The 18,570-nt window shown below is 42.5% G+C and carries 14 protein-coding genes; 11 read left to right on the top strand and 3 right to left on the bottom strand.

Annotated elements, in window-relative coordinates:
* Positions 1 to 190 precede the first annotated feature (190 nt).
* From AC5JM2_RS35440 to AC5JM2_RS35400, 9 genes are all read left to right on the top strand, one after another.
* On the top strand, positions 191 to 5,188 hold the full coding sequence (locus AC5JM2_RS35440) for a helicase-like domain-containing protein (protein ID WP_495840832.1): 4,998 nt from the start codon (positions 191 to 193) through the stop codon (positions 5,186 to 5,188).
* A 67-nt stretch (positions 5,189 to 5,255) separates the two neighbouring features.
* Positions 5,256 to 5,570 carry a GIY-YIG nuclease family protein gene (locus tag AC5JM2_RS35435; protein WP_495840831.1) on the top strand — a complete coding sequence of 105 codons (315 nt, stop codon included), beginning with the start codon at positions 5,256 to 5,258 and terminating at the stop codon, positions 5,568 to 5,570.
* A gap of 187 nt (positions 5,571 to 5,757) precedes the next feature.
* A complete protein-coding gene (locus AC5JM2_RS35430; RefSeq protein ID WP_495840829.1) occupies positions 5,758 to 6,555 on the top strand; it encodes a DUF8359 domain-containing protein in 798 nt (265 codons plus the stop codon).
* 214 nt (positions 6,556 to 6,769) lie between these two features.
* Positions 6,770 to 7,192: a hypothetical protein gene (locus tag AC5JM2_RS35425; protein ID WP_495840827.1), complete on the top strand. Its 423-nt coding sequence runs from the start codon at positions 6,770 to 6,772 to the stop codon at positions 7,190 to 7,192.
* A 49-nt stretch (positions 7,193 to 7,241) separates the two neighbouring features.
* Positions 7,242 to 7,550, top strand: coding sequence for a hypothetical protein (locus AC5JM2_RS35420; RefSeq protein ID WP_495840825.1), 309 nt, complete (start codon positions 7,242 to 7,244; stop codon positions 7,548 to 7,550).
* A gap of 4 nt (positions 7,551 to 7,554) precedes the next feature.
* Complete coding sequence (locus AC5JM2_RS35415) at positions 7,555 to 7,752, top strand: hypothetical protein (RefSeq protein WP_495840823.1); 198 nt, start codon at positions 7,555 to 7,557, stop codon at positions 7,750 to 7,752.
* Positions 7,753 to 8,097: 345 nt separating this feature from the next.
* On the top strand, positions 8,098 to 9,129 hold the full coding sequence (locus AC5JM2_RS35410) for a hypothetical protein (protein WP_495840821.1): 1,032 nt from the start codon (positions 8,098 to 8,100) through the stop codon (positions 9,127 to 9,129).
* Between the two features lie 653 nt (positions 9,130 to 9,782).
* Positions 9,783 to 14,039: a DEAD/DEAH box helicase gene (locus tag AC5JM2_RS35405; protein ID WP_495840819.1), complete on the top strand. Its 4,257-nt coding sequence runs from the start codon at positions 9,783 to 9,785 to the stop codon at positions 14,037 to 14,039.
* A gap of 242 nt (positions 14,040 to 14,281) precedes the next feature.
* Positions 14,282 to 15,061 (top strand): Rpn family recombination-promoting nuclease/putative transposase, encoded by a 780-nt coding sequence (locus AC5JM2_RS35400; RefSeq protein ID WP_495840817.1) that lies wholly within the window; start codon positions 14,282 to 14,284, stop codon positions 15,059 to 15,061.
* A 378-nt stretch (positions 15,062 to 15,439) separates the two neighbouring features.
* Here AC5JM2_RS35400 and AC5JM2_RS35395 read toward each other — a convergent pair whose 3' ends face one another.
* Together AC5JM2_RS35395 and AC5JM2_RS35390 are read right to left on the bottom strand one after the other, a co-directional pair.
* Complete coding sequence (locus AC5JM2_RS35395) at positions 15,440 to 16,405, bottom strand: tyrosine-type recombinase/integrase (RefSeq protein ID WP_495840815.1); 966 nt, start codon at positions 16,403 to 16,405, stop codon at positions 15,440 to 15,442.
* Between the two features lie 123 nt (positions 16,406 to 16,528).
* The gene (locus AC5JM2_RS35390; protein WP_495840813.1) at positions 16,529 to 17,086 is read right to left on the bottom strand and encodes a hypothetical protein; all 558 of its coding nucleotides are present in this window, start codon (positions 17,084 to 17,086) and stop codon (positions 16,529 to 16,531) included.
* 151 nt (positions 17,087 to 17,237) lie between these two features.
* Here AC5JM2_RS35390 and AC5JM2_RS35385 point away from each other — a divergent pair, with 151 nt between their 5' ends.
* Together AC5JM2_RS35385 and AC5JM2_RS35380 are read left to right on the top strand one after the other, a co-directional pair.
* Positions 17,238 to 17,543, top strand: coding sequence for an HNH endonuclease (locus AC5JM2_RS35385; protein ID WP_495840811.1), 306 nt, complete (start codon positions 17,238 to 17,240; stop codon positions 17,541 to 17,543).
* A gap of 81 nt (positions 17,544 to 17,624) precedes the next feature.
* Positions 17,625 to 17,792, top strand: coding sequence for a hypothetical protein (locus AC5JM2_RS35380; protein ID WP_495840809.1), 168 nt, complete (start codon positions 17,625 to 17,627; stop codon positions 17,790 to 17,792).
* Positions 17,793 to 17,803: 11 nt separating this feature from the next.
* Here AC5JM2_RS35380 and AC5JM2_RS35375 read toward each other — a convergent pair whose 3' ends face one another.
* Positions 17,804 to 18,055 carry a hypothetical protein gene (locus AC5JM2_RS35375; protein ID WP_495840807.1) on the bottom strand — a complete coding sequence of 84 codons (252 nt, stop codon included), beginning with the start codon at positions 18,053 to 18,055 and terminating at the stop codon, positions 17,804 to 17,806.
* Positions 18,056 to 18,570: the final 515 nt, after the last annotated feature.

Genomic DNA, 18,570 nt, shown 5'->3' with positions numbered 1-18,570 from the left:
TTTTGGTGTTGCTGAGGAGTGCGTCAAAGAGTTCCTTAAGCGTAGCTTTGTAGTTAGCTCATTTGTTTAAGTCGTCCTATTCTCTCTAAAAATTTAAATATCTATTTTATCAAGTTAAAAATTAACATTTATCCCTTGAATTATTAATCCTCGCCTTGCTGTGGGTGAAAAAATCACGCCAAAGCAAGATATGACACAAAGTTATCAGTTATCCCTATTCGACTTACCCTTAAATACCTCTCTTCCTTTAACCACTGTTTCCAAAAACTACAGAATTACTCATCTAATAGGCAAAGGAGGTATAAAAACCAAAGCTGCTAACAACATCAAAGCAATCGAATTAAGTAAAACACTTGACCGAGAACACCGTCACCCCACACTCATAGAGCAAGCAATCATCGCCGAATATTTAGGTTGGGGAATTGCTCCAGAAATTTTTGAAGAACCTCTCAAATCTGATTGGCAATACCTCGGTATTCAATTAAGAGAATTGCTCACACCAACTGAGTATCAAGCTGCTAGAAGAAGCATCATTAATGCATATTATACCACACCAGAAATCATCAAAGAAATTTATCAAGGATTAAAGCACTTAGGCTTTCGTGGAGGTCGCATTCTTGAACCAAGTATGGGGACTGGTTTATTTCTTGGAGTCGCGCCTCAAGATATTAATGAAGTCTCTCACTGGACAGGAGTTGAACTTGACCCAATCACAGGTCGTATAGCCCAACAACTATACCCGAAAGCTAATATTTATATCCAGGGTTTTGAGGACGTTGTACTGCCACAAAACTACTTTGACTTAGCTATTGGGAACGTGCCTTTTAGCAATGTTGCTCCTCATGACCCACAGTACAACAAACTGCCAATTCATACACTACACGACTACTTCTTTATAAAATCACTTGACCTTATCCGTCCAGGCGGACTAATTGCCTTCATAACTTCAGTTGGAACATTACAATCCCGTAACAGCCTCAAAGTGCGAGAACTACTTTCAAAAACAGCCAATTTAGTAGGAGCAATTCGTTTGCCCAACACTGCTTTTTTAGCATTTACCAACACCCAAGTTACCACTGATTTAATCATCCTCCAAAAGCGCGAACATTCCGACCAGGAGCCATCTTCTGAATGGATAGAAATATGTGAAAGCGGACTCACATCTGTTGATGGTTCCCCACTTATGATGCCTTGTTACTATAAGCAGCACCCAGAAATGCTGCTAGGAAAACTAACTGTAGATAAACTCTACGGTGGGCGTAATCGGCTTGGACTTGAAACTGATGGACGCGATTTAAAGAAGGCATTATCAGAAGCATTCTCTCGCCTGACAACAGAAATTTATCGTCCCCAGGACACATCACTAAAAAACATAACTGTCTCATCCAAATCAAAATCAATTTTAATCCCCACTGAGCTGCAAGGAAAAACCAAACCTTATTCATATATCTGGTATAACAACGAACCTTGGCAAGTTATTGAAGGACGATTGCACCCAGTCAATTGTGTTGGGATACCTCGCCTACGCTTGTACTGGCTAATTCAACTACTCCAAGCAGTTAAGAAAGTTTTCACTCTTCAAATGAATGGCGGGAGCGATTCCCAACTATCCCAAGCACAAAAACACCTCAACCACATCTATGATACCTTGGTTAAGCGCTACGGATGGTTGCACTCTCCAGGTAATCGCCGGGTATTTGCTTGCGATCCAGAATATCCTCTATTGTTGGCACTGGAGAACTACGATCCTGATACGGAGACAGCCACCAAAACTGACATTTTCACAAAACGCACCATCCGTGAATATCAACCGAAAACAAGTGCTGCTACTGCTAAAGAAGCACTCATTTACAGCTTGAGCGAGAAAGGACGAGTTGACATTGATTTTATGACGATGCTGCTGTCACAACCCCCAGAAATTATCATTGAAGAATTGCACAAAGACAGACTGATTTATTTTGACCCTCAAAGTAAGCAGTGGGTAACAGCAGACGAATACCTTTCTGGTTATGTCAGGACTAAACTTGCGATCGCCCGTGTTAGCGATAGGCGCAACCGTACCGTAGGCATAGCGTGTTCGCAAGATATAACTGCACAAACCAATCCAGAACTAACAGTTAACGTTGAAGCCTTGGAGAAAGTTCAACCCAAAGACTTGCTACCTGGAGACATTTACGTCCGCTTGGGTTCTCCTTGGATTCCCACTCAAGATATTGCAGATTTTATCGCTCAAACACTGAACGTACCAGCACAGGATATCCATGTCTACCACTCCAAATCTACCGCCACTTGGGAGGTGGAAGTCCGTAAAAACGTCCTCACCTCGCAGAACAATTGCCAAATTTACGGTACTGAACGCGTGATGGCGCATCAACTGATTGAATTAGCACTCAACCTCCGCGTCCCGGTAGTTCGAGACAAAGTAGACGAGCAATATGTTGAGAACTTAGAAGCCACACGCATTGCCCAAACTAAACAGGAAAACCTCAAAGAACTCTTCAAAGGCTGGATTTGGAGCGACTTAGGGCGAACTGAGCGATTAACAAAAATTTACAACGAGCAGTACAATAGCCTTGTGCCACGACACTTTGACGGTTCCCATCTAGAACTACCGGGAATGAATCCAGAATGGCGCAACAAATTACGTCCTCATCAACTCAACGCTATCTGGCGCATCGTCGCCTCTGGTAACACATTACTCGGTCATGCTGTGGGAGCAGGTAAGACAAGTGAAGCGATCGCCGCAAGTCAAGAACTCAAACGTCTGGGAATTTGTTACAAACCCTGCCTGGTTGTCATGGATCACTTACCTGAACAAATGGCAAGCGAAGCTATACAAATGTATCCCCAGATGCGGCTTCTCATTGCTGGTAGTGCAGAAATGTCAGCCAACAAACGACGTGAGTTAGCTTCCCGCATTGCCACAGGAGATTGGGATTTGATTATCCTCAGTCAAGGTGCTTTTAGCAAATTACCTTTGCATCCAGACACTATTGGGCAATTTTTGTCAGAAGAATCAGATATGGTAGAAGCAGACTACCTTGCAGCTAAAAGCAATGGTCAGCGAACCAAAAGGGTGATGAAAAACCTCGAAAAGAAACTGACGCGGTTAGAAGAAAATATTGACGCGGTAGCTAATGCCCAAACGAAAGACAATACGGTATTTTTTGATGAATTGGGTATTGATTGGATATTCTACGATGAATCGCAACAGGTCAAAAACCTTGACCTCAACACCAAACTCAATCGAGTTCTAGGCGTTCCTAGCACAGCCTCGTACCGTGCCAAGGACTTTCTCATGAAGACCCGCTACATGAGCTACAAACATGGTGCAGGTCGTGGCGTAACGCTGATGAGTGCCACTCCAATTACCAACACCTTAGCCGAAGCGTGGGTTAACCAGGTATATCTGCAATACGAAACTTTACAAGTTAAAGGTCTGTTGCACTTTGATGCCTGGGTATCCAACTTTGCTGAAGTCAAAGTGGGTGCAGAAATCACGCCTCAAGGAACCTTGGAAGTCAAAAGCAGACTGGCTGTATTCAACAATCTTCCGGAATGGCGGCAGTTATTTTGGCAAGTGGCTGACATCTTAACCGATGAAGACCTGGACTTGCCAAAACCAGAGAAAGAGTACATCACACAAGAAGTGCCAGCGACACCCGAACAACTCAAGTTCTTTAATTATGTCGCTCAACGTGCCGAAGCAATCATTGCAAGACAAGTCGAACCGACTGTTGACAATATGCCCCGCATCACGACACACATCCGCCAGGGTGTCGTTGATTTGCGTTGCTTACCTTTGGATGTGCTTTCTGAATTTCTTACCCCTGAAGAAATTCACGATTTAAATTATTCTCCTACCAAAGTTGATGCTGCAATTGACTACGTTTTTCGTATCTGGCAATCTACCCAAGCTGAACGCTTAACCCAACTAATATTCTGTGATGTGGGAACGCCAAAAGAAAATTCTCAAGGACGATTCACTGTTTACGACTATATTAAGAGTCAGTTGATAAAACGTGGCATTTCTCCAGAAGAAATTGCCTTTATCCATGATGCCAAGACTGACGAACAAAAATCAGCCTTATTTCGAGCCGTGCGTCAACGAAAAGTTAGGGTTTTTATAGGTTCCACAGCCAAAATGGGTGTAGGTACCAACGTTCAAAACTACGTCATAGCTGCCCATGATTTAGACTGTCCTTGGCGACCAACTGACCACACGCAACGCGCCGGACGTTCGGTTCGTCAAGGTAATCATAATCCCAAAGTGACAATATATCGTTACGTCACTCAAGGTAAACCATTACAAGATGCCCAAGGGAAAAAGGTTGCAGGGCTAAGTCCGGATGGCTACCTGTACCAAACTTCTAAAACCAAAGCTGAATTTATTGAAGCAGCCCTGGCTGGAAAAAACACAGCCCGTAGTATTGATGACTGCACCGACATAGTTCTGTCTTATGCTGAAGTCATGGCAACTGCCAGCGGTGACCCAAGGTTAATGCGAAAAGTTGAGTTAGATGCAACTGTTGCCAAACTGCTTCAGGAAGAACGCGACCATATCAATCAGCAAATTTCCATCCGACAAGAACTAGAACATCTGCCTGGTCGAATTGAACAAGCGAGTGTAAAAGTAGCTAATCATCAAGCTGACAAAGACCGCACAGTATCTACTGCTGGCAATAAGTTTATCATTAGACTCCGCGCCTGTGATGGTAAGACAGTGCAACTAGACAAGCGATCGCTTGCAGGTGAAATTATTAACGCAGTTGCACGCGACTTAGAAGCACAGGCAAACTATGGAACATTTCCACTCGGTAAGTTCGCTGGATTTGAATTGTTAATTCGGCATGATGTAGGAGGCAGCACAATCCATATAGTAGGAGATGTAACCTACAACGCTTCAGTCAGACAAACACCAATGGGAACAATCTCTGCTTTGGAACATTGCGTGACTGAGGGTATTGATAAAGAACTTAAACAAGCTGCAGCACAACTCCAAAAGCTGAAAACAGCTTTCCACGATTTATCAATTCAAAAAGAACAGCCATTCCCAAAAGCGGCAGAATTACAAACAGCAATACAGGAGCAACTTACTATTAATAAAGACCTTGGTTTGCACTCAGACGATACTCAAGTGATAGTCATGGAGAATAGCGAACAAAAAGCAGCGTTAAACTGCAATTGATGGAAAAATAAAATATTACATATGCCCATAAGTGCTGCTCGCTTAGGTTGCAAATCAATCAAAAGCAATGCAGATTATGGGCTTTGTTTATCTTCTCCACTTTTCAGATAAAATAGGAAACTTAGAAAATTCAAAAGGCTGCGCTCAACATTATTTAGGCTACACCAGCAAAAGTCTGAAAAAGCGTTTCTCAGAACACAAAAACGGTATCGGTGCAAAAATTACCCGCGCGGTTGTGCAAGATTATAAATACGAATTACAACTCGTCCGTCACTGGTCTGGTTGTACTCGTGAAACTGAGCGAGCATTGAAAAGACGGCATAGTCCTGTTAGCTTTTGTCCTTTATGTAATCCTCAAAAAGATACAGCACATTGCAAGTAAATGAAGTACAACGGTGTTGTTTAAAAGCCAGACTCTAAACCTTTTTTACTTCTGGCTCCTGACTCCTGAATCCTTAATGATACTGTATTACCAAGATTGATTGCAAGCAGCAACAATCAAAAGAAAGTAAATAAATGAAATAATTTGCTTTTGTTAGGGGTGAAAATATCACATATAGAGAAGAAAAATGACAAATTTTCAAGTTACCTGGAAATTCACTTACACTGAAAACATCATTCCACCTCGTTGTCGCAAGCCAAGACCAAAAAAATTTCAGGGTGAGTACACAGTTGAAATACCAGCATTAAGCGACAAAGAAGCACCTGTGGCTATTATTGAAACTGACAAAAATGCTGCTCCTGAGATGTTAGGAGGTGAGCGTCGTACTCGCATCCGTCAGTACCGTTGGTATAACAACCAGTTATGGTGTGATCATAAAATTGACCGTTTCAAAGATATTGAATTTGAGTCAATTCAGCCAGTTATTACAGGTTACGGTAGTGACTACCAATCTCTAGATCAACATCAAGAACAAGCACGTCTATGGGCGAAATCAAAAATTTTAGTCGATGGCATTGTTCATAAACCCCTAAGAGGAGAACCCCGATTATTAGTCAACCGCGACTACTTCAATCAAAAATTCTATGTGTCATTAGAGCGGCACTTTGATTACGATGTACCCAGATTTAAATTCAGTGACTTCTACCGATTAGACCAGATTAACGAAGCAATTGCAAAATGTCACCGCTGGTTTGAACGGTTTCAAAATGATAAGGATGAAGTAGAACTGATTATCCCTTACGAATTTGAAATTATAATACCACAAGCCATCCAACTGAATCCCCAAGCAGAACAAGCTGTTGCAGATGAAGAAAAGTTTCAAACCAACTTACAAAAACTGATTTCTGAAACGAAATCACTGTTTGCTGATCATTTACAGCGTTGTCGCGCCCTCAAAGAAGCTCTTGCTACATTTGAAATATAAACTATAACTCTCGTCAACGAAGAAGAATTCAGAAACCAGAATGCAATTAGTGGGGGCTTGATACCCCCAAGTCATCCGCCACTTGCACACAATACATTCTGTATTCTGGCTTCTGACTCCTGACTACTTCTTTGGTCAAATCAATTCACTTCATACCTGGAGTAAGTATGTACATATGCTATTACTCCAGGCGTATTTACCACGATGAACAGCCATGCCTTCTAATCAAGACAATGACAATCTTCTCACAGAAATGTTGAAATGGAGAATAAATATCTTTGCCAGTGCGCCAGAACACATTGAGGCAGTTGCAGATGAGTTTGAAATATTACTAAATACAGTAACACCCCTTATTTCTGTCTTTACAAAAGATAGAGATAAAAATCAACGTGGTGTTTTTCTGCTCCAAGAAGTCCAAAAAATAGATAAGATTGCACCTTGTGAATTCCTAAACCTCGAAATCATTGCTGCCTTGTCTGAAAACCATTTCTTCTTCGGTGAAGATAATTTTCAATATGGAGGTATCATTAAAAAACTTCTACTAACAAGAGCGCAAACTTATCATCCAGAAATTAGCGCCGTTGTATTTTGGACTGTTCCTAACAAAATCGGTGTAGCTTTGTTGGAATTCAACTAAAACACAACGCTAAATGTACTTCAGTAAGTCCCTTGACAGGTTTCAAACAATGGAAAACCCTACAGGTATTAGAATAATCGTCAAGTCCCAAGGAACTTACAAAGTCCTTGTTGATTCAGTAGTCGAAGATGCAGAACTCATCAGCATTCGGTTCTTTCTCAAGTCTCCTGATGGAACTGATAAAGTTCTTGTACAAACTTCAATTGAAAATACTAATCTCAGCTTTGAAATGCAAGACCAACTCGAAAATTTATTAGGTAAAGGGAACTTCTACATCAAGAATGGACAACTGAAAATGATACTTGCTTGCCCTAGCTACAAAGAAGAACTACAAGAAAAAGTGTTGTCCAACTTGTAAAGAAATGGTTGCGCTGACACGCAATAAAGCAATATGTGAGGGCGATCGCGCCACCCCTCACACTCCCCGGCGTGCTGCTGGGTTCTTCATTATACGGGGCGAAGCCTTGGTCATGAAAAATTGGGTAGGTGTCGTCTTGAACAAAAACACCTCACCCAATTTTTCAGACGGCAAGAGTCGTAGGGCGACTTTCGCGGCATAAACGCCCTGTAGGGCATTTATTCCACGTTCGCCTCACTCGCTTGCCGCGCAAAGTGCGGTACTCGAAATCTCTGTAGCGATTTCGACCGCACACTTGCGTCAAGGCTTCTCCCCGTAAACCCCCAGCGTCAGCAGCAGTAAGAAGCTGTGGCTAAAAGTTGCTGCTGTGGCACAACTGTTCAAGAAGAAAGAAGTGCAATCTCCTTACTGCTTTGGCTTGGAATGCACTGCTCTCTTGTAACCCATTCCACATAACTTACTGCCCTTGGAAGCATATAACTTCTGGGGGCTTTTTCATCCCATTAATTAGAAGAAAAAGTAAAAAAAATAAAAAGTAATAAATGGGGTGAAAAATCAATTGTTTCATTCGGTTGAAATATCAAGGAGAATTGAAATGCCTAAACCAAACCTGACACGCAAATATGATCCCAAATGTTTATTAGCCGCTAAGAAATCAAGAGAAATTGAAACGACTATCAAAAAGCTTCGCTATGAATTCAATGCCTACTATTACGGTGGATTAAAACTGTGGTGGGGCTTACGAAAGATGGAAATCAAAGCAGACCATTACGAATCAGGAGCTTATCAAGATTATCAAATCTGCAAAGGTAAGTTTAATGCCACTGGAGAATGGATGAGAGCTACCTATGACGAGGAACGCCGCTTTGCTGAAGTCTGGAAGCCCGAATGGGAAGAATTTATCAAAATGTACTGGGAGAGTTTTGGAAATGGGATTATCTCCATTCCGGAAGTAGAGATTGAATTAGACACTGAAATTAATGTCCGTGGGAAGGGAGAAATAGACTTATTGCTGGAACGGACACAAGAAATCTTGGAATTCTTTGCTGAACAGTTTGCTGACTTACTAGTGAACAAATCCTCTCGAATGAAAGCAACTGAACAGGTTAAGGAAGCATTGCGAAACTGGAACCGTAAGGAGAAGGAAGATGTTGCAGATGCTATTGAGGAAAGAGTTAGTCTGGAACACGCAGAAACGCTGATATCCAAACAATATGTAAAGGACACAGATGAAGACTCTTTTGACGATCAAGATAACGAATTAACTGACTTAGATATTAAATTTAAAGCTCCTATAGGCAACTCAGAAATTGTTCAAATCATCCACAAGCAAACTGAAAAATTGACTGAATCGAACTCAGTATCAAAAGAAGTAAAAGTGAGTTCACATCCCACAACTGGTAGTTCTCAAAAGCGTCATCAGCAGTCCCGCTTTGCAAAAGAAACTGAAAGAGAAGCTTTTTTCAAGGAATATGGTCTCGACTCAGATGGTGAAATTGAAGGAGTAAAAGTTGTAAATATCACTAAAAAGTCCCAAGATGTAACTGAATTGAATTCAATAGCACAAAATCCCTTCTAATACTAACGTAAGTTGCTAGTTAGTGACCCTAAACCGTATCTAATTGATACATAAAGTACCTTCTTAAGTACTTAAAAATACCATTTTTTTGAATTTCGTACTTAAAATAAGGCGCTTTTTGATAACTAGCAACTTGGGTTACTAAAGACAACCAAAAATGTAGCACTAGAGTTGGGAAGCACACCCGACTCTAGCTTTATAAGCAAAGCCGACCAAACCTGGGGGAAGATTGGGCAGAAAAAATATATTCTCATTTATCGAAGCTTATTGACATCAAATGAAATGGACGTGTGTTGCTTAATCGCTTACTATATCTAGTTTTTAGACCTTTTCTTACATCGAACTCAGGTTTCAAGAAGTAGTACGTTTCTTGTCAAGAAGAAGACACACCACTTGAGCATCCTTTTTACTGGGGAGCGTGAATTTGCCAGGATTATACCACACCTGTGGTGAATAAACAAGTGCTGAATTGAACTACCATCTTGGTGCGCCCTTACCACACCAACTAGTTAATCAGCTGAGGGATAGATGAGTGCGTCCTCCTTCTACATCATTTGCTCAAACAATGCACAAAGCTCGGTATTATTCTGAATTAACAACATAATTTTCGCTCCAACATTTAGAATCACTATAGAGAAACGCCTATTATTATCATGACCGATTCTCTTGCTGATATCCCACAACAACAAACGCAACTTGCCCAAGTCTATCGTCAGCTACCACCCCTAGACCAAAAGATTGTGCAATTATTTTCGGTGATTTATGAACCGATAAACAGAACTTCGTTCATGAATTGCCTCAATCAAACTGGCACATTAGATGAAAATAATAAACCTTTTGTTAGCAAAACTTTAAGTCGCCATATTGATAAATTGATTTCAGCAGGTTTGCTCATTCAAGAAAGCGGGCAAAGTCCTCAGTGTCGTCCGCTACTCACAGAGATTGCCACTCGTGACGCGGTAAAAGCTGGACGCTTTGAAATATTAGCAATAGCCGTAGAAGAAAAGCTACCCATACGTACTCATTGGCACAACGGACCCCGAATTTTCCAGAACACGAGCCAATTGATTCGGGAAGTCCGCATTGGTCTTTACCGCCACAACCTCAATTATATTAACAAACAGTTTGAAGACTACTATAAATATAATAGCCAAGACAAAATATCTATAGAGAACATATTCGAGCAGGTGTGCAATAACCCATTCGATGCAGATTGGCTTCGCACCCTACCACAAGGTTTGTATGAAAGCGCCATATCTATCATCCTGTTGAATGCAGCGTTAAAATGTTCTCTCGCCGAAGAACCGTTTGCCCTGCTAGAAGAAGAATGCTCTACTCCTTCTGGACATTCCTCAGATTATCTACACCTGATTTTGAGCGAACAATTCCTTCTAAGAGGTTGCATACAAGAAGCACAACAAAGTTTAGAGCGTATATCTGACGACTATCGAGATAACGCCGCCGTCTTTTGGGGTTGGCTGAATTTTCTGCGTGGTGAAAACGAACAAGCTATCAAGTATTACACACACGCCCTCAAAGCCCTCAAGAAAGCCAAGGGTAAGCAAAAGGTCTATTTCAACACTATGGGCGGCTTGTTTTTTATCTTGGCATTATTAAAAGATGGTTCCCCTAATCGCCTCCGGGAAGCAGAGGAATGCGCCAGTCTAACTTCCCGCCCAGATCATTGGCTTAGGACTATTTATGAGAGATTGAAAATCGTGCTGCAAGTCCAGCAAGGTAATATCGCCCAAAAAGAATTTATAGTCAGCGCCTACATTGCTTCCACCGAAGAGCATAACAGCTTAGAAACACTCTTTTGTGCCCTCTGTCTCTACTGGGTAGATGTTGAGAAAGCCAAAAAGCGCTTGCCCAAGTTGTTAGAACCACTCTATCAGCAAGCTGTTGCATCTGGTTACCACTGGCTAGCAATGGAAAGTGCAGAACTCCTCTCCCGGCTCAAAGGACGCAGCACCTATGATACACAAGCAGCGATATTGCGGGAAGATAGCGGTATACACACCATAGTAGACCTGGTTCGACCACAGGAACATTGGGAGCTTTGTTTAAATGCACTCGCAAATCTACAGAAGGAACCGCACTCACCGACAAAAACAGAGGCTCAACTGCGCTTAGCATGGTTTATTACCTTCTACCCTAGCAAATGTATCTTGCAACCACGCGAGCAGAAAGTTAACGCCCAAGGTGTTTGGAGTAAAGGTCGTCCAATTGCCCTCAAGCGCCTGAGTGATAACCTGGGTGAGTTTAATTACCTCACACCTCAGGATATCCGAGTATGTGGCTGCATTGAAACATTTACTTCCTATAATTATGGGTATCACGGCAAAACCGAGTATACATTCAATGAAAAAGCAATATCTGCATTAATTGGACACCCACTAGTCTTCTGGGAAGATTCCCCGACCACTCGCGTGGAAATTGTCAAGGGAGAACCAGAACTCATTGTCAAAAAAGGAAATCTTGGTCGCTTAACTTTAGAATTTTCTCCCAAACTGGCAGAATCACAGAATATTCTAAATGTCAAGGAAACTCCAACCCGCATCAAGGTCATTGAAATTAGTGCTGAACACCGACGCATAGCAGAGATTATTGGCAAGGAGAATCGGCTCAACGTACCTGCTACTGCCGACAAGCAAGTCTTGGCAGCCATCAATGCTGTCTCTGGAATCGTCACTGTGCATTCTGATATCGGTGGTGGGCTTTCTGGATGTGAAGAAGTACCAGCACAGACGATACCCCATATTCACCTGTTGCCTGCTGGTGTAGGATTGAAAGTATCCCTTCTATCTTGCCCTTTTACCCAAGGTGGTCCCTACTATCGCCCTGGTACAGGGGGCGAAACTGTGATTGCTGAAATCGATGGCAAGCGACTGCAAACCACACGAAATCTGCAAAAAGAAAAGCAACTTGCCAATGCTGCTGTAGCAGCTTGCCCCACCTTGACTCGTACTGAAGAACAAGATAATGAATGGCTTATAGAACAGCCAGAGGACTGTTTGGAACTGTTGTTGTCACTGCAAGCATTGGGGAACACCGTGGTGCTAGAATGGCCCCAAGGAGAAAAACTGCGTGTCAAATACCATGCAGACCTTAAAGATTTCCAGTTGACAATTCAACGCCAGCAGGACTGGTTTGCTGCTACTGGTGAGTTGAAACTGGATGACGACCTTGTGCTAGATATGGAGCAGCTGCTGGAACTACTCAAGCAAACCCCAAGTCGTTTTATCCCCCTTGGTGATGGTCAATTCCTGGCTTTAACTCAAGCGTTTCGCAAACGCCTGGACGAATTGCAGACGTTTTCAGAAAAACATAGTAAAGGTATACGCTTTCACCCACTGGCAACATTAGGGTTGGAAGATTTGGTAGATGAAGTGGGCAAACTGAAAGCAGACAAGCACTGGAAGGCACATATCCAGCGTCTAAAGGAAGTGCAAAACCTGCAACCGGAACTTCCCTCTACCTTCCAAGCAGAACTACGTGACTACCAAATGGAGGGATTTACATGGTTGGCGCGTTTGGCACACTGGGGTGTTGGGGCTTGCTTGGCAGACCAAATGGGACTGGGTAAGACCGTGCAGGCATTAGCTGTTATTCTTACCCGTGCCAACTCTGGACCAACTCTGATTGTTGCCCCCACTTCGGTGTGCATGAATTGGGTGAGTGAAGCGCAGCGGTTTGCTCCTACTCTTAATATTGTTCAATTTGGCAGTGGCGATCGCTCAGTTCTCCGTTCGCTTCGCGTTCCGAAGGAAAGGAATCGCCAACAATTGCTCTCTGGGTTACAACCGTTTGATATGCTAGTGTGCAGCTACAGTCTTCTACAGCAGGAAGAAGTTTCTCAAATGCTGTCGCAAGTGCAGTGGCAAACAATTGTGCTTGACGAAGCCCAGGCAATCAAAAATATGACCACCAAACGTTCCCAGGCGGCGATGAACCTCAAAGGTGGTTTCAAACTGATGACAACTGGAACTCCGATTGAAAACCATCTCGGCGAATTGTGGAATTTGTTCCGCTTTATCAATCCTGGGTTACTCGGTTCGTTTGAAAGTTTCAATCAACGCTTTGCGATTCCAATTGAAAAATCTCAGGATAAACAAGTACGCGCCAAACTGAAAAAACTCATTCAACCATTCCTGTTGCGTCGCACGAAAAATCAAGTACTCGAAGAGTTGCCGAACCGTACCGAAATCCTCTTGCATGTGGAGTTGAGTCGCGAGGAAATGGCTTTCTATGAAGCGTTGCGTCGTTCGGCAATATCCAAACTGAGCGAAACTGAGGCAACTGCTGGGCACAAACACCTACAAGTACTGGCAGAAATCATGAAATTGCGTCGTGCCTGTTGCAATGCTCGTTTGGTGATGTCTGACACTGAACTACCCAGCGCTAAGTTGCAACTCTTCGCTGAGGTGCTTTCTGAGCTACTGGAGAATCGTCACAAGGCTTTGGTGTTTAGTCAGTTTGTTGACCATTTGCATCTTATCCGAGATTATCTGGATAAGCAAGGTATTAATTATCAATATCTAGATGGCAGTACTCCAGCTCCAGAGCGTAAAAAACGGGTGGATGCTTTCCAGGCGGGAGTTGGGGATGTCTTTTTAATCAGCCTCAAGGCAGGCGGTACTGGTCTTAATCTTACTGCTGCTGATTACGTTATTCACATGGACCCTTGGTGGAATCCAGCGGTAGAAGACCAAGCCTCAGATCGTGCCCATCGTATCGGACAACAACGTCCGGTGACTATCTATCGCTTAGTAGCAAAGGATACTATCGAAGATAAGATTGTGGATTTGCATCACCATAAGCGAGATTTGGCAGACAGTCTGCTCGAAGGTGCTGATGTGAGTGGCAAGATATCAACAGAAGCGTTACTACAGTTGATTAGTGAAAGATAGGTAAAAAATATCTTTGGCAGGTAGCAATCCGTTGTGCAGATAGTGCTTTAGTGGAAAGGGCAGAATTTAAAGAAATGGGAAATGGGAAATATCGATTAATCGCGTCATCGTTAACTCTTCACCTCTGATTGTTCTGTTTAAAAGTCAGCAAAATAAAATTAAGCAATTTGGCGAATACCGCACGCAAAGATTAGTCCTAGAGGCATGGGATAGAATGTTTAAATAATTCGTAACTCGTAAGTATGAAAACAGATGCAATTTTCTACGAGATATTTAAAGAATTTCCCAACATCTTCTTTGAAATCATTGGCAAACCTGATACTAACATCAATACTTATGAGTTTACCGCACCAGAAATTAAACAAAAAAGCTTCCGATTAGATGGAGTATTTTCTCCTATTGGAGAATTCACCAATGAACCACTGTATTTTGTAGAGATTCAGTTTTACAAAGATGAAGAATTTTATGACCGACTGTTTACAAGTATTTTCCTTTACTTTACCCAATATCAGCCACCACTACCTGACTGGTTCGCAATAGTTATTTACGATAAACGCAGTAATGAACGTAGCTATCCCCTACGTTATCGTTCCTTGTTGGAACCTCATCTACGTCGCTTTTACCTAGACGAACTGGAAGATGTACCAGATGATTCTTTGGGAGTAGGAATTGTACGCTTAGTTGTAGAGAGTGAGAATAAAACTGGAGAATTTGCCAAAACGCTCATTAGCAAAGCTAAGGAGGAATTGACAGATACTCTCATCCAAAGAAAAGTTCTAGAATTTATAGAGACAATCGTAGTCTACAAATTTCCTAACCTAAGCCGCGAGGAAGTAGAAACCATGCTGAATTTAAACTTGCTGAAAGAGACTAGAGTTTATCAAGAAGCAAAAGCAGAAGGTGAAATGAAGACTAAGTTAAAAATTTTACCAAAGCTTGTGCAACGAGGGATGAGCATTCAAGAGATAGCAGAACTATTAGAATTGGACACTGACACTATTAGAAATGCTTTGCAAGAATAGTCTTATAATTTACTATTACTTAAGCGTAATCCAGTATCCAACCACGGCAGTACGAATAAATTAATATAGTTCATCTTTGCACCGAACTTCTCCTCAAACTTCCGCAACAGAAGTGTTAACAAAAGTACAGATGGATGTGCTGCTTGCAAGTACTTCACCGAAACTAAAAAAAGACGTATAATTTACGATTGAATGGACGATTAGAGCAATTGCACGCCTAGGAGGATACTTAGAACACAGAAAAAGCTGGTAGTAAAGCTTACTTAGATGCTGTTGAGCAAATTCTTAAGAGAGCCAAAGACGCCAGACGCTAACTCCTGTGCTCCAGACGCTACGTGTAAGCGCAGAGCGTCCGTAAGGACTCAGGGCTGATAAATTTCAAACCAAATCTTCCAATAGAGCTGTAATTTTACCTTGCGCTTTGGTGCGATTGTCATCATAAATCATTAAAGTATTCAAATTTGCATGCCGACTCAACTTTTGCACGCTTCTGACATCTCCTCCACTCACATCCAGCGCCGCAGTTACCGACGAATGTCTGACTCTGTGCGGACTGACGGTTTTAGAAATTCCAGCTTCCTTTGCAATAGCAACAACAATCTTACGAATTCCATCTCCCGTCAGCCGATGTCCATAATGAGGTCGCAACGAAATAAACAGTGGTTGCTTAATATCAAGTTCCTTCCTCGCCAACAACCAATCCTGGAGCGCATCGCAGGTTTTGGGTTTTAAGTCAATGTTTTCTTTCTGAGTTCCTCTTCCCTTCCCTAGAATACTCAACGTCCGCGCTTCTAAATCCAAATCCTCAATATTACAGTGAGAAATCTCCTCCCGGCGCAAGGCATTTGCCCACAACAGTCGCAGCAGCGCATAATCACGCTTCCCTTTTAAAATTTCCCGGTCTGGCACCAAAAGCATTTTCTTAAACGCTTCCGGGCTAATTCCTGTCGTATCCCGGTAAGGAGTAACCTTCTCGCTCTTGATATCAGCCAAAGTCCAGTCACACTTACCCACTTTATAAGCGTAGTTAACCAACGACTTAATCGCTGCCAACCGTCGGTTAACAGTCGCTTCCTTCAACCCTTGATCAACCAACTGTGCCTTGTAACGTAAAACGAGGGTAACAGCAGAGTATCGGTCCATCTGCAAAAATTGTGCCACCAGAGTGGGTGTTGGTTCCTGACCACACACTGTCACAAAAAAGTTCTTCAAATCTTTCGCGTACTCATGACGGGTACTTTTATTGCGCTTGCCAAAGAGCAACTCTTCCAAAAGGTTACGTTCAGCAGCAATGGCGAACGGATTAGTTAAGGAGAGCGAGTGCGACCCATCATTAGGCGACATAATAACTATCGAAAATAAACCTTTTCGATAATTAATTTATCACATATCTAAGGCGTATTAACGCAACTCGGTATAGCATTGGACAACTTCAGTCCGCTGCTGAAGTACGACAACGAATCGCACTTATCTGACTGGATAGTACAGTTCTGAGGAGGCATTCCATTCCCATCCCACACTCATTGGGTCGCGGTTACGGGACCAACTCAAAAATTCTTTGACGCTCTTGTTTTTTCTTTCAGCAACAAGACCTTGAGGGGTGACACCAAGTCTTTGAGCGAGACTTTCGTTTGTCCTGGGCTGTAGTTCAACTTGTGTTTGTTGGTACGGATACGCGAATCTTCGCGGTTTAGTGTTGTGACCTAATTTCCCAGAGGCGATAGACCGTTCGATTAACTCTAGTTTCAACGTGATAACTTCTAGTTTTTTTTCTACTGAAGAGCCAAGAGCTGCAAGATGGGATTCCAGTTTCAAGAGCTTCTCCTCTAACTGTTTGACTGATTTATCGCCTGCTGTCACATCGATATCATTATTGATATCGAAATTTGATATTAGTTCCTCTAAGGCTTGCAGCAAGGCAATTGTATGACCCTGCCTGTGTAGTTTTGAGAGTCGCCGAACCACCCCAATGAGTGGAACGGGCACACGAATCATCTCGCTTGGTGGGGATTTTTGATCTGGCATTTGATATCAATTTTGATATCGACAAGCTGATTGTAACATGGTACACGCTGGCTGAGATATGCCAAACTTGCGGAGATTCTACACAATATATTCAATAAGATAAAATTAATCAAGTTTCCACAAGATTATTTGTATATAATTTGACACAACAATGAGCAGGAGTCGGTATCCATCTAATTGGAAAGAAATAGCCACCCAACTGAAGGAATCAGTCGGGTGGTGTTGTCAAAAATGCGGTAGACTTTGCTTAAAACCAGGAGAAAAAACTCCTGATTGGACTTTATCTCAACGCAGAGCTTACACTCTTCAAGTTCATCATTGGAACTTAAATCCAGCCGATAATCGAATAGAGAATCTTGCGCCTTTGTGCAGTAGTTGTCACCTCTACTATCATCGATTTAGACGGGGAAATATCTCTCCAGGTCAGTTGGAAATTGAATTGTCAATTAAAAATTAAAGTTTTAAAAGTGCTTATCGCGCCCAGCATTTCGGTATAGGGCGCACACTTGTTGACTTGGTTTGTTAACCTTAACTAGCGGTGAGACATCTGTACGGGGAATACTCAAATATTGGTTGGCAACCAAGAAAATATGTTGGTAAAGCACATTCCTTAAAGATGTCCCAAGCAACCAAAATATATAATGAGCAATCCTGGGAAGCAGAGTGGTCCGAAGAATGGCAACAACAGGAGTCACGCCGCCTTTGATGGCAAGGCAGCTATACCTTCAGGGAGCGGCTCATAATGCTCATGACCTCTCCCGGATTAGGGGTTGGTACCAGGGGACTCCACGCCACAGCATCAGCATAACCAATGAGTTGCAAGTAGTGAATTGTACTTTTCACAGCTTTGGGCGAACCAATCAGCATATGTTTGATGGGTTCTCTGTCTGGGGGTAGGTTTTCACCAGCTTGGTTAGGAATGGGTGTACTGGGGCTGTCAGCACTGGATAGAAAGCTTTGGATCATCATAGTTCACCTGTGTTGAGCGGGAATAACTGTAAACAAAATAAAGCCACTGTTGTCACTGGTGCAACTAAATAATGCACCAGTGACAACTAATCGTTACATTTTGTATCGTGTCGAATTTGCCGCAAAAAATTGGGCAGGCTTCATACCCCACGAATTAATTAGGGCTGTGATTCGTTGGTCGAAATGAATAAAAATATTCAGGGATGACCGCAAGAAAAAAAAGAAAGGAGTAATCCTAACTGAACCTTGACAACTTGACAACCATGAGGGTGACTCAAATTATTATGAGAAGTCCCTTCCCGCAGGTGCAGCGGTGACAGCGAGTCCCCCACACTTGAGAGTAGCAACCTCAAGTGACCATTGTAACGGGGAATCATGGCGGTATCTGGAAGCCGAATCTGGAAACCCGTCTAGCAAGAACCCATGAGTAAAGGCAACGCCCTTGAAGATGCGCTTGAACCATCGTGAAAATCAACCAGCTTAAAGGCTAACTCGAAAAGGGAAAGCAGGATTTA

It is taken from the genome of Brasilonema angustatum (genome assembly GCF_059505445.1).
Note: the sequence above shows the minus strand (reverse complement) of the source record. Positions and strands in the feature narration are given on the sequence as shown.

Coding starts and splice junctions, on each gene's coding strand:
- AC5JM2_RS35400 (WP_495840817.1), top strand. CDS start 14,282: ATGAAAACAGATGCAATTTTCTACGAGATATTTAAAGAATTTCCCAAC.
- AC5JM2_RS35385 (WP_495840811.1), top strand. CDS start 17,238: ATGAGCAGGAGTCGGTATCCATCTAATTGGAAAGAAATAGCCACCCAA.
- AC5JM2_RS35420 (WP_495840825.1), top strand. CDS start 7,242: ATGGAAAACCCTACAGGTATTAGAATAATCGTCAAGTCCCAAGGAACT.
- AC5JM2_RS35390 (WP_495840813.1), bottom strand. CDS start 17,086: ATGCCAGATCAAAAATCCCCACCAAGCGAGATGATTCGTGTGCCCGTT.
- AC5JM2_RS35430 (WP_495840829.1), top strand. CDS start 5,758: ATGACAAATTTTCAAGTTACCTGGAAATTCACTTACACTGAAAACATC.
- AC5JM2_RS35395 (WP_495840815.1), bottom strand. CDS start 16,405: ATGTCGCCTAATGATGGGTCGCACTCGCTCTCCTTAACTAATCCGTTC.
- AC5JM2_RS35415 (WP_495840823.1), top strand. CDS start 7,555: ATGGTTGCGCTGACACGCAATAAAGCAATATGTGAGGGCGATCGCGCC.
- AC5JM2_RS35425 (WP_495840827.1), top strand. CDS start 6,770: ATGCCTTCTAATCAAGACAATGACAATCTTCTCACAGAAATGTTGAAA.
- AC5JM2_RS35405 (WP_495840819.1), top strand. CDS start 9,783: ATGACCGATTCTCTTGCTGATATCCCACAACAACAAACGCAACTTGCC.
- AC5JM2_RS35440 (WP_495840832.1), top strand. CDS start 191: ATGACACAAAGTTATCAGTTATCCCTATTCGACTTACCCTTAAATACC.
- AC5JM2_RS35435 (WP_495840831.1), top strand. CDS start 5,256: ATGCAGATTATGGGCTTTGTTTATCTTCTCCACTTTTCAGATAAAATA.
- AC5JM2_RS35375 (WP_495840807.1), bottom strand. CDS start 18,055: ATGATGATCCAAAGCTTTCTATCCAGTGCTGACAGCCCCAGTACACCC.